Origin of the sequence: Brevundimonas sp. (genome assembly GCF_030656255.1) — a bacterium.
Lineage (GTDB): Bacteria > Pseudomonadota > Alphaproteobacteria > Caulobacterales > Caulobacteraceae > Brevundimonas.
On sequence record NZ_JAUSOE010000015.1, the window covers coordinates 1 to 10,310 of the forward strand.

At 68.9% G+C, this 10,310-nt stretch carries 11 protein-coding genes and 1 pseudogene; 4 read left to right on the forward strand and 8 right to left on the reverse strand.

Annotated features, from left to right (window positions below; all coding sequences use genetic code 11):
* The 7 genes from Q7J26_RS01080 to lspA all read right to left on the reverse strand — a co-directional run.
* Positions 1-691: Fic family protein (locus Q7J26_RS01080; RefSeq protein ID WP_304934684.1), on the reverse strand; the 691-nt coding region annotated here is incomplete at its 3' end.
* Between the two features lie 224 nt (positions 692-915).
* Complete coding sequence (locus tag Q7J26_RS01085) at positions 916-2,847, reverse strand: cytochrome c/FTR1 family iron permease (RefSeq protein WP_088582524.1); 1,932 nt, start codon at positions 2,845-2,847, stop codon at positions 916-918.
* 161 nt (positions 2,848-3,008) lie between these two features.
* Positions 3,009-4,421 (reverse strand): dihydrolipoyl dehydrogenase, encoded by a 1,413-nt coding sequence (gene lpdA / locus Q7J26_RS01090; RefSeq protein ID WP_088582523.1) that lies wholly within the window; start codon positions 4,419-4,421, stop codon positions 3,009-3,011.
* A gap of 63 nt (positions 4,422-4,484) precedes the next feature.
* Positions 4,485-5,744 (reverse strand): cytochrome P450, encoded by a 1,260-nt coding sequence (locus Q7J26_RS01095; protein WP_008261169.1) that lies wholly within the window; start codon positions 5,742-5,744, stop codon positions 4,485-4,487.
* A 112-nt stretch (positions 5,745-5,856) separates the two neighbouring features.
* Positions 5,857-6,261 carry a helix-turn-helix domain-containing protein gene (locus Q7J26_RS01100; RefSeq protein WP_008263014.1) on the reverse strand — a complete coding sequence of 135 codons (405 nt, stop codon included), beginning with the start codon at positions 6,259-6,261 and terminating at the stop codon, positions 5,857-5,859.
* Between the two features lie 78 nt (positions 6,262-6,339).
* On the reverse strand, positions 6,340-6,687 hold the full coding sequence (locus Q7J26_RS01105; RefSeq protein WP_153923203.1) for an MAPEG family protein: 348 nt from the start codon (positions 6,685-6,687) through the stop codon (positions 6,340-6,342).
* A gap of 190 nt (positions 6,688-6,877) precedes the next feature.
* Positions 6,878-7,402 carry a signal peptidase II gene (gene lspA, locus Q7J26_RS01110; RefSeq protein ID WP_008258720.1) on the reverse strand — a complete coding sequence of 175 codons (525 nt, stop codon included), beginning with the start codon at positions 7,400-7,402 and terminating at the stop codon, positions 6,878-6,880.
* A 255-nt stretch (positions 7,403-7,657) separates the two neighbouring features.
* Here lspA and Q7J26_RS01115 point away from each other — a divergent pair, with 255 nt between their 5' ends.
* On the forward strand, positions 7,658-8,089 hold the full coding sequence (locus tag Q7J26_RS01115) for a hypothetical protein (RefSeq protein ID WP_008262257.1): 432 nt from the start codon (positions 7,658-7,660) through the stop codon (positions 8,087-8,089).
* Positions 8,090-8,312: 223 nt separating this feature from the next.
* On the opposite strand, the gene Q7J26_RS17070 is transcribed toward Q7J26_RS01115, so the two are convergent.
* The gene (locus Q7J26_RS17070; RefSeq protein ID WP_353738804.1) at positions 8,313-8,582 is read right to left on the reverse strand and encodes a hypothetical protein; all 270 of its coding nucleotides are present in this window, start codon (positions 8,580-8,582) and stop codon (positions 8,313-8,315) included.
* On the opposite strand from Q7J26_RS17070, the gene Q7J26_RS01120 reads away from it, so the two are divergent.
* The 3 genes and pseudogenes from Q7J26_RS01120 to Q7J26_RS01130 form a co-directional block, all read left to right on the forward strand.
* On the forward strand, positions 8,466-8,732 hold the full coding sequence (locus Q7J26_RS01120; protein WP_353738805.1) for a hypothetical protein: 267 nt from the start codon (positions 8,466-8,468) through the stop codon (positions 8,730-8,732). The two genes, Q7J26_RS17070 and Q7J26_RS01120, sit on opposite strands and share 117 nt — an antisense overlap.
* A 57-nt stretch (positions 8,733-8,789) precedes the next feature.
* A complete protein-coding gene (locus Q7J26_RS01125) occupies positions 8,790-10,043 on the forward strand; it encodes a TolC family protein (protein WP_135194152.1) in 1,254 nt (417 codons plus the stop codon).
* Positions 10,043-10,310, forward strand: a pseudogene (locus Q7J26_RS01130) (efflux RND transporter periplasmic adaptor subunit); the annotation flags it as partial. The gene Q7J26_RS01125 and the pseudogene Q7J26_RS01130, both read left to right, overlap by 1 nt.

Here is a 10,310-nt window from a genome sequence, read left to right on the forward strand (position 1 = left end):
TGTTCTCGGATCGAGCAAGCGCCATGTCGGCTATCGCGCGAGCGATCCGGCCGTTGCCGTCGTCGAACGGGTGGATGGTGACGAACCAAAGATGAGCCAGTGCGGCCTTGAGAACGGGGTCGGTCGGCGTGTCGCTTTCAAACCATGTCAGGAAGGCCGCCATCTCGTCTTCGAGACGCGGCGCCGCGGGGGCCTCGTAGTGGACCTTTTCGCGCCCGATGGGTCCAGAGACGACCTGCATCGGGCCTGAGGTGTCGTCACGCCAGGCGCCGACGACGATCTTGGTCAGGCCGCTTCGACCGGTGGGGAACAGCGCCGCATGCCAGCCGAACAGGCGCTCCGCCGTCAAAGGCGCAGCGAAGTTCTGGGTTGCGTCGAGCATCATTTCGACGACGCCTTCGACGTTGCGATCCGCGGGGGCGAGGGCCCCGATATCCATGCCGAGGCGGCGGGCGATGGAGGATCGCACCTGATCCTTGTCGAGCAGCTCGCCTTCGATTTCGCTGGATTTCAGGACATCTTCGGTAAGGGTCTCGAGGACGGCTTCAGCGCGGAGGTCGAAGCCGAGCGTGTGCATCCGGCCAAGCAGAAGGCCTTGGCGATGACGGACGGCTGGGAGGCGATCGGCAAGCGCGTCAGCGCGCCATTCCAGACGCGGCCAGCCTTCGATCTCATGGATGTATTGCGCCATTCCCCGCACTCCTTGCGGGGAATATGGGCGTTATGCGCCGCAGGAGCAAGGCTGTTCTCCGCGTGAAGTGCGGAGAATAGGACGCCTAATCTCCGCACCAAGGGAGGCCTCGCACACTATAGGCGGCCCCCGCACCCTGGGTATCCGCGGACTGCGCGGCTATCGGCGCCCAAGGAGCTCCGAAACCCGCGGGCCGCAGTTGGGCCTCAGGCGGAGACGCCCGCTCAAGAGGCTGGGCGCGCGCCCTTCGGCGCCGCATGCCGGGAGAAGCCGACCACGAGGATAGCAATCGTCAGAAGCTGAACGGCGACGCCCTCGACCGTCGGATAAAGACCGAGGATCTCGATGCGGGGGATCCACTCCAGCGGATGGACATCGAGCCAGCCCGCCTCCTGCAGCGCAGCCACGCCCTTGCCGACGAGGACGACCGACAGGATGGCCATGAGGATCGAGCTCAGCGAGAAGAACCGGCCGATCGGGAGGCGCATGCTGTAGGCCAGCAAGGCCCAGGCCACCACGGCCAGGATGGCCACCGCCGTCAGGGCGCCGGCCAGCATGCCGAGATGGCCGCCCTGGCTCCAGATCGCCGCATAGAAGAGGATGGTCTCGAACACCTCGCGATAGACGACGATGAAGGCCAGCAGGAACAGGAACCAGGCCGACCGCTTCGACAGCGCGTGGGAGAGCTTGTCGCGGATATAGGTCTGCCAGGCGTCGGCGTGCGACTTCCCATGCATCCAGATGCCGACCGAGACGAGCACCACGGCCGCCAGGAGCGAGCCGAATCCTTCGGTGAGCTCCCGGCTGGCGCCGCTGATGGAGATGAAGAAGGTCGCGGCCGCCCAGGTGGCGCCGCCGGCGACCAGCGCGGCCACCCAGCCGCCGTGGACGTAGCGCAGCACCTCGGGCCGTTCGGCCTTCCTCAGGAAGGCGATCATCGCCACCACGATGAGGATGGCTTCCAGCCCTTCGCGCAGCAGGATGGTGAAAGCGCCGAGGAAGCTGGCGAGATTGTCCGCCTCCTGGGGCGCGAGGGCGCGTTCGGCCGTGTCCAGCAGGGCGTTCGCGCGGGCGACCCGGTCCGCGACCTCCTGGGTCGGCGCGCGCCTGCTGATCGAGATGCGCAGGTCGGTCATGGCCGTCTCGACCCGCCGCAGCAAGGCGCCGTCACGAGCGCCGAGCGCCGGCTCCACCGGTTCGACGCCGTCGAGATAGGCCGAGAGGGCGAGGTCGGTCGCGGCCTTGCGGTCGCCCCGGCGATAGGCGGCCTCGCTTTCGGCCAGTCGCGTCCGGGCCAGGGTCAGGGTCGATCCCTCGGCGCGAACCGTCGCCTCGGGATGGCGACGCAGGTGAGCGATGACCGCCCGCGCCTTCGTCTCGCCGATCCTTGTCGCCAGCTCCGCCGGGGTGGCCTGGGTGAGGGCGGCCAGGTCAGGGAACGCGGCGCGGATCGCCGCGTCGCTCTCCCAGAGGCGTCGACCTTCGGCGGCTTCGGCGTCGGTGAAGGCGAACCGGCCCACGTAGAAGGCCAAGGCCCAGCGATCCTCGGCCGGCAGATGGGCGAAGCTGGCCATGGCCGTGCCCTCGAGCCCCTGATCGATCACCTGGTAGAGGCCGAACACGCTGCGCTGACGGGCGCGCTCCACATCCGCGAAGGCGATCGCAGGCGGGTCGAGCCCCTCGGCGCCCGGGCCGTCGGCGCGTCCGGTCACGCCATGGCAGACCGAGCATTGCTCGGCATAGAGGGTCGCGCCGCGGGCCAGATCAGGCGGGAACGAAGGCGCGAGCGGGCTCGGATAGGCCGCCAGCACCGCGCCGGCCAGCGCCTTGGCCCGGGCCCCGACGACCCCCGGGTCGGCCTTGTCGAGGATGGCCGCCTGCAGGGCCTCCGCGTCACGGATCAGGCCGGCCTTGGCCGGGTTCGGCGGCAGGGCGTCCAGGCGGGTCCGGATCTGGCCGCCGAACTCGATCATCTCGCCGTATTCGGCCGGATTGGTCACCTGACCATTGGCAACCGCGCCGGCATAGTCGACCGCCACATAGTCGAGCAGTCGCCAGGCGACCTGGGCCTCGGAGGCGGACGGCGCCTGGGCCAGGGCGGGTGCGGACAGCCCCATCGCAAGCATCAGGGCGAAAAGGCGGAGCAGAGGGCGCATGGGAGACCTAGTTGTGAGCGGCTCGCAATAGCATTCAGGCGACGGCACTGTCGCGCTTTATTCGCGACGCGGCCGGGCTCGCAGGCGGCGACGGCTCCCCGTCCGCCGAGACGCCACGGCGCTGCGTGGCCAGCCCGGGCAGCTACGCGGCGCGGCGCTCGTTACAGGTGGATCGTGCGGTCGGCCACAGCCAGGCATGCCTCGCGCAAGGCTTCCGGAAGCGTCGGATGCGCATGGCTCGTCCGCGCCACGTCCTCGGCCGCCGCGCCGAATTGCATGACGGCGACCGCTTCATGGATCAGACTGCCGGCGTCCGGCCCCAGGATGTGCACGCCGAGAATCTTGTCCGTCCTGGCGTCCGCCAACACCTTGACCAACCCGTTCTTCTCCAACCGCGCCTTGGCCATGGCGTTTGCCGAGAACGGAAAGCGCCCGACGCGATAGGCCACGCCGGCCGCCTTGAGGTCGTCCTCGGTGCGCCCGACTGAGGCCAGTTCCGGCCAGGTATAGACGACCGCCGGAATCGTTCCGTAGTCCACATGGCCCGCGCCCCCCGCCAGGCGTTCGGCCAGGGCGATCCCTTCCTCCTCCGCCTTGTGGGCCAGCATGGCGCCGCCGATGACGTCGCCGATGGCGTAGACCCCGTCGGCGCTGGTCCGGAACCCTTCGTCCACCGGAATAAAGCCCCTGCGGTCGGGCGCAATGCCGACCGTTTCCAGATCGAGCCTGGCGGTTGCGGGCCGTCGGCCGATGGAGACCAGCACGACATCGGCCTTGATGGTTCCTCGCGCGCCATCGCCCATGGGCTCGACGTCGAGGACGACGTCGTCGCCCTCCATCCGCGATCCGACCACCTTATGCCCAAGGCAGAACTGGAAGCCCTGGGCCTCGAGCACCTTGTGCAGCGCCGCCGACATCTCCGAGTCGACGCCGGAGGCGATCCGGTCGAGCACCTCGATGACCGTGACCTCGCTGCCGAGCCGACGCCAGACCGACCCCAGCTCCAGTCCGACGTAGCCGCCGCCGATCACCGCCAGATGGCGCGGCGCCGCCGTCAGGCTCAGGGCGCCGGCGGAGGTGACGATTCGCCGCTCGTCGATGGGCAGGTCGGGCAAGGTCGCCGCTTCCGATCCGCTGGCGATGACCACCGCCTTGCTGGCCTGCACCTCGAAAGCGCCGTCCGCGGCGCGCACCTCCACCCGGTCGCGCGCCAGCAGCCGCCCGCGGCCCTGGAAGCGGGCGACCTTGTGCTTGCGCAGGAGGTAGGCGACCCCTTCGCCAAGCTCGGTCACCACCTTGCCCTTGTGCCGCATGACACCGTCAAGATCGGCCCGCACATTGTCTACCATGACGCCGAACGCTTCGAGATTGCGCGCCATCTCCAGCCGCTCGGTGGCCTGGAGCAGCGCCTTGGACGGAATGCACCCGATGTTCAGGCAGGTCCCCCCGAGCAGTTCGCGGTCGTCGATGACCGCCACCGACAGGCCGAGCTGGCTCGCCCGGATCGCACACGGGTATCCGCCCGGCCCGCCGCCGATGATCACCAGGTCGTAGGAGGTCGTCGAACGGCTCATGGCGTCAGCCTTTGCTGCGAGTGGATGGGAGAGAAGGGCCCCGGCCAGCCCGAGGAAGCGGCATCAGGCGCCCCCCTCATTGAGGGCCGCGTCGCGCGTCTCCATTCGGAACCCGCTTCCGGGGAGGGCCGGCAGGCGGCGGAAGTCGATCTCCAGATCCTGATCCGGCAGCCGGTAGTTCAGGTCGGCGAGCAGGCCGACGGCGCGCTCCATCAGCTCCACGACGATCCCTTCGCCAGGGCAACGGTGACCGGTCGCCGCATCCCCACCGCCCTGGGGGATGAGACCGAACGGATCTCCGGAGCCGTCGCTGAACCGCTCCGGCCGGAACGCCTCGGGATCAGTCCAGTGTGCGGGATCGTGATTGGAGCCATAGAGGTCGAGGACCACCTGACGGCCCTCCGGGAAGACCAGGTCGCGCCAGCGAAACGGCGCGCGCACACGCCCGATCACTGCCGGGAAGAACGGATAGAAGCGTCGGACTTCCTGGACGAAGGCGCGGCGACGTCCGGCGTCGGCGTCGGCCAGACGGGCCGCATCCGGGTGAGCCTGCATCGCGTGCGCCACAAACACGATGTAGACCGAGGTCGCGACAGTCGGCCGCAATACATTGGCCAGTTCGACCGCCGCCGTGTGGATCGGCAACGGTTCGCCGTCCGCGGCGCGGGTCCAGGCCCAGGCGTGGGCGGCCGTGTCCGGATCCGGCGACAGACGGCCGGCGCGAATGTCTTCAATGATCGAGCCCAGCCAGGCGTCGACGCGGCGACGCGCGTGCCTCGACCACAGATGCCGGGGGCCCCGCGATCCCGCCGCGTCGAACAGCGCCCTCAGGTGACGGACCCGTTTCGCCTCTTCGTGCGGCTCGAGCGGCACGCCGGCCCAGGCGCAGACGGCCCGCGTTAGCACCGGCTGCAAGGCGTCATACAGCACGATGTCGTCCTCGCCGGCCCATTCGACGGCCGCGCGCCGCCACTCCGCTTCGAACAGTTCGCCCAGTCGCGCGACACGGGCTGGCGACATCAGGGACATGAACACGCCCTTGCGGGCGCGGTGGGCCTCGCCGTCCAGCCCCTGGACGCCGCCCTCGCCGAGCAGCGTGCGGCGGACCGGCGCCGGCATGGCGCCCGCCCGCACGATGCGGGTCTCGTCATAGAAGATCCGCGCCGCCTCGCGGCCTCTCAGACAGGTCGTCTCCTTCAGCGCCAGGCGGGTCTCGACGACGTCGGCGCCGGCCTGCTCGAACAGGTGGGAAAGGCGCCGATAAGGGTCTGTCAGCAGGGCCAGGGTCTGGTCGCCGTGTCGCGAGGTCGGCCGATGCGTCATCGAAATCCTCCAGAAGGACGGGCGGTCCGCGACGGGAGCCGCCAATCGCCTCCAAACGTCGCGGTGGGCTAATGGCTCCGGGGTCTTTGCGCCTTCCGGATCTTCCACAGGGTCAAAGCGGCGCGGATGGATCGTGCAACGCCTCGATCACCTTGCAGGCGGAGACCCGGCCCCCGGCGCATTCCGTCGTCATCCGCGACAGTTCGCGCTGGAGGGCGCGGAGCCGGGCGATCTTCTGTTTCACATCGGCGAGATGACGTTCGGCCAGGGTGCTGGCCTCGGCGCAGGGCCGATCGGGGTGATCCGACAGATCAAGCAAGGAGCGGATCGAATCCAGATCGAAGCCCAGCTGGCGGGCATGCCGGATGAATGACAGGCGGCGCTCCGCCGCGTCGTCATACATGCGCCGGTCGCTGGCGGTGCGCGGCGGCGGCGGAAGCAAGCCGATTTCTTCATAGAAGCGGATGGTCGGAACCTTGACGCCCGTGGCGGCGGCCAGTTTGCCGATGGGGCGCAACCCGGACGAGGCGGGAGAGGGGAGGGGCATCGCGTCAGCTCGTAACGGCGGGTGAAAGGCATCTGGGGCGGGGAGGGATCATCGGCCCAGCCCCATCAGGACGACGGCGATGCCGAAGGCGGCAATCGTGGAGGCGCCGGTGAGCGCCATGCCGAAGGCCGGGGCCGCCGCGCCCTGCGCGTAACCCAGGGCGAAGAAACCCCGACCAACCAGATAAAGAGGGACCAACACCGGCAGCAGGATCATCTCCTCGCCGCGCAGCACGGTGGCGAGCACCAGGTGGGCGCTCACCGCCAGAACGGTCTGTTCAAGCGAGTTCTGTAGCACGGCGGCGGGTAGGGCGAGCCTGGCGCCGGGCGCCGCATCGGCGGACCCGGCCGGTCGGCGTCGGACCGGAACCGGATGCTGGCCACCACCCTCAAACACCCCGCGAGCCACAGGAAGACCGGGAGATTCGCCTGCAGGGCATAGGCCAGCCTATCGGCCGTCGCCATGTCGCGCGCCGCGCCGAGAAGGGGCGGGGAAAGCCGCAGCCAGGCGGAGGCCGCCGCTGAGGCGGTGATGAGAATCGCCGGCGCCGAGCGGACGGCGATCGCCCTCTGTTCGGCGGGAAGCCTCATCGCGCCGCCCGTCCCAGGGTCGAGGACGCCGCGCGGCTGTCCGAGCCCCGGACGGTGAGGAGGAGCAGCGCGACGCCGCAGACAATGGCCGCATCGGCGAGGTTGAAGGTCGGCCAGTGCGCCGCCCCCCAATGAAGATCGATAAAATCGGTGACCGCGCCAAAGCGTAGCCGGTCGACGAGGTTCCCGATCGCTCCACCGGCGATGAGGCCTGCGGCGGCCGCCGTCACGGCGCTGCGCGTGCGCCAGATCCACGCCAGCAGGGCGCCGATGATCAGGGAGGCCACGGCGCTCAGCGCCCAGCGGCCGACGGCGCCTGAGCCGGCGAACAGGCCGAAGGTGACGCCGGGGTTGAACCCGAGACGCAGCGCGAGAAACGGCGTGAGGTTGATCGGAGCGTCCAGCTGAGCGCGCGCCGCGGCCTTGGCGGCCTGATCCACGACGGCGATCAGCGCCGCGAGCGCGAAGGCGATCGTCTGCAGGCGGCCGGGAACGCGTCGCGTCGGGTGCATGGTGATCATGAAGCCTCCAATGGATTTCAACTGATTTTGGGCCCTCTAGTTACTAGAGGATCAAGCTGGTTTTATCTGACAGGCGTTTCTTTCATGGAAGCCATGCATTCTCGGCATGATCGTCTAGCCATTGGGAGATGCATGCTTCTCGCGAAAGGGTAATCCGATGACTGAACCCCCTCTCGTCCTGTGCACTTCCTCGCCCGGCTGCAGTTGCGGCGTGGCCTCCAGGTTCGACAGCGCCACCCCGCCTACCGGCGCATCATGATCGCGGTGATCGCCGTCAACTGCGCCGCCTTTATGGCCATAGCCAGCGGCGTGTCCCTGCAAGGCTCGGCGCCCCCTGGGCGCCAATGTGCTCAACTTCCTGGCCGACGCGCCACCTACGGCATCAGCCTGGCCGTGATCGGACGTTCGGTCGCCGTGCAGTCCGGGGCGGCCAATGGCCAAGGCGCCAGCCTCGTTGCGTTGGTGCTGTTATTCCTCAGCTACGCGATCTCGCGAGCCACCTCCGGGGCGCCGTCCCGTGGCATCACCGGACTGGGCCCTCTGGGCTTCTTCGCCAACGCCCTGGCCGGCTTACTGCTGGTAAGCCACTGCGCAGGCGACGCCAACGTCCGCTCGCTCTGGCTATGCGCGCGCAACGACCTTACCCAGAGCCTGGCGTCGCGGCGACCGGCGGAGCGGTCTGGCTGACCGGTTCACGATGGCCCGACCTGATAGCGGGAGCGCTACTCAGGTGAAGATTGCGCATTCTGCAATCTCGATCCACCTGCAGACGCAGCGAAAGAATCGGACGCGATCAGCGTGCGCTCGCTTAAAGATCGCTCGACGTTGCTGAATAGGTCGAGATGGCCGACGACGCGCCACTCTCGGCCTTGCATGTCGACTTTCCCTCTCCCTCACCGCGGATTGGTGGTCACTCGAAACAGTCGCAGCCCCCGAACACTGTAACAGATTGCTTGATCGCCCGAATGAAAGTATCCACCACGCGATGGCGTGGCCAATTGCGACATGGGCAAGACTGATACTGGCGGTGACCCTGGTCTCCGCCGTGTTTTTCGTCGCCCCGATCGCTGACGCCGCGACCTGCGCCCCAGAGACGACCTCGGCTCACGCCATTGTCGCTCAGGATGCAGGCGATAGCGACCAGGGCGACCTTGGCGGTGGGCACGGAGTCTGCACCCACGGCCACTGCCACCACAACGGAACCGCCCGTGCGGATGTCGCCGACGACATCGCGATGCAAATCCACGCAAGGCCGGTTCACGCCTTCCCCTCGAGTGATTTTCCGTCGTCGATCTCGCCCGACGGCCTGAAGCGTCCGCCCAGAGTCTGACACGACGTCTGCGCCGCCGTGCGCGCGATCTCGTGTCAAATTTCTGGAAGATGAATCATGCCTCCCTCACATCGCAGGCCGCCGCGTTTCGCGGTCGGCTGCGCGCTGGCCGCATTTGCGGCCGTGCTGGCCAGTCCCGCTTGGGCTGACCCCGCTCCGTCGTTCGCCGAGCTGCTCGCCCAGCTCGATCAAACCCCGGCCACCCTTGAAGCCGGCGCCCTGTCCGACGCCGCTGAAGCGCGTGTCCGCCAGGCCCGTGTCAGGCCTAATCCGACGATCGCTCTCGACGCCGAAAACGCGTTCGGCACGGGGCCCTTCTCAGGCTACGCCAACGCAGAAACCACCTTGTCGATCAGTCAGGACCTTGAGCTCTGGGGACGCCGAACCGCGCGGGTGAATGTCGCCCGCGCGGAAGCCGGAACCGCGGCGCTGCAACGGGACCTCGCCATCATCGACGCCGCCGGACGACTCGCACAGGTCTATGCCGATGCGGAAGCCGCTCAACGGCGGGCCGTGCTCGCCGAGGAAAGCCTTACCTTGACCATCGCCGATGCGAGGGCCGCCCTCGTTCTTGTCGAAGAAGGCCGTGAGCCACTGCTGCGCGGCATCCAGGGTGAAAGCGAAGCGGCTGCGGCGCGTGCCTCGCGCGATGAGGCCGTCGCGGAGCGCGACGCGGCCTTCGCGCGACTGACCGCAGTCGCCATGCTGGCGGCTCCGGTGACGACCATCGACGCCAGCCTGCTGGACCTCGCGCCTGCCGCCACCTTCGCGGCCCCGGCGGATGCGCCGACCGTTCGCGTCGCCGAGGCTCACCGCGCGGCCGCCGAACGCCGGATCGACGTGGAGCGAATCCGCTCGCGCCCGGACATCAACGCCAGCGTCGGTGTCCGTCGATACGAGATGGAGGACGCGACGGCGTTGACTTTCGGCGTCAGCATGCCGCTGCCCCTGTTCGACCGCAACCGCGGGAACATAGACGCGGCGCAGGCCGACTTCCGGGCTGCGGACGCGCGGCTTCTTGGAGCCCGTCAGGAAGCCCAGGCCGATCGCGCCGCGGCGCGGGCGCGGCTTGCCGCCTCCGTCAGCCGGGTCTCCGCCGCCGATGCAGGGGTGGCGTCCGCTGAGGAAGCCTACCGTCTGTCGCGGATTGGAACCGAAGCCGGGAGGATCTCCCAGCTCGAACTGCGGGTCACACGCACCGCCCTGATCTCAGCTCGGACTTCGGCCGTCGATGCACGCCTTGCACGTGTCCAGGCCGAGATTGAACTCGCGCGCCAGGACGGCCGCGCCCCCTTCCAAGGAGCCCAATGATGCGCAAGCGCACATCCAACAAGACGTTGCTGATCGGCGGCGCCGCCGCCGTCGTTCTGCTTGGCGGAGGCGGGCTGTTCCTGCTCACGCGCGGGCCGGACGCCGCTCCAGCCGCCGCCGAGGGTGAGGCGGGTCACGCTGAAGAAGAGGGCGCTCATGCCGAGGGCGAAGCCGGCCACGAAGGCGAGGCCGAAGCGCCGGAAGGCTTCGTCGCTCTGAGCGCGGCCCAGGCCCAGGCCGCCAACCTGATCGTGGTCGGCGTCGGTC

Excerpts from the sequence above, each read along its gene's own strand:
- Q7J26_RS01085 (WP_088582524.1), bottom strand. The coding sequence starts at position 2,847 with ATGCGCCCTCTGCTCCGCCTTTTCGCCCTGATGCTTGCGATGGGGCTG.
- lpdA (WP_088582523.1), bottom strand. The coding sequence starts at position 4,421 with ATGAGCCGTTCGACGACCTCCTACGACCTGGTGATCATCGGCGGCGGG.
- Q7J26_RS01095 (WP_008261169.1), bottom strand. The coding sequence starts at position 5,744 with ATGACGCATCGGCCGACCTCGCGACACGGCGACCAGACCCTGGCCCTG.
- lspA (WP_008258720.1), bottom strand. The coding sequence starts at position 7,402 with ATGATCACCATGCACCCGACGCGACGCGTTCCCGGCCGCCTGCAGACG.
- Q7J26_RS01115 (WP_008262257.1), top strand. The coding sequence starts at position 7,658 with ATGATCGCGGTGATCGCCGTCAACTGCGCCGCCTTTATGGCCATAGCC.
- Q7J26_RS01125 (WP_135194152.1), top strand. The coding sequence starts at position 8,790 with ATGCCTCCCTCACATCGCAGGCCGCCGCGTTTCGCGGTCGGCTGCGCG.